The organism is Siminovitchia terrae (assembly GCF_003605405.2).
Classification (GTDB): Bacteria; Bacillota; Bacilli; order Bacillales; family Bacillaceae_C; genus Siminovitchia; species Siminovitchia terrae.
The window spans coordinates 1-351 of sequence record NZ_QYTW02000067.1; the positions used below are offsets into that span (position 1 = coordinate 1).

1 other RNA gene is annotated in these 351 nt (G+C 52.7%); it reads left to right on the top strand.

Going from position 1 to position 351, the window contains the following annotated elements:
- Window positions 1–351: a transfer-messenger RNA gene (gene ssrA, locus D5F11_RS25680) on the top strand; the annotation flags it as partial.

The following is a 351-nucleotide window of genomic DNA, read 5'->3' on the forward strand; positions in this document are numbered from 1 at the left end:
CTGGATTCGACGGGATTTGCGAAACCCAAGGTGCATGCCGAGGGGCGGTTGGCCTCGTAAAAAGCCGCAAAAAATAGTCGCAAACGACGAAAACTACGCTTTAGCAGCTTAATAACCTGCTTAGAGCCCTCTCTCCCTAGCCTCCGCTCTTAGGACGGGGATCAAGAGAGGTCAAACCCAAAAGAGATCGCGTGGAAGCCCTGCCTGGGGTTGAAGCGTTAAAACTTAATCAGGCTAGTTTGTTAGTGGCGTGTCCGTCCGCAGCTGGCAAGCGAATGTAAAGACTGACTAAGCATGTAGTACCGAGGATGTAGGAATTTCGGACGCGGGTTCAACTCCCGCCAGCTCCAC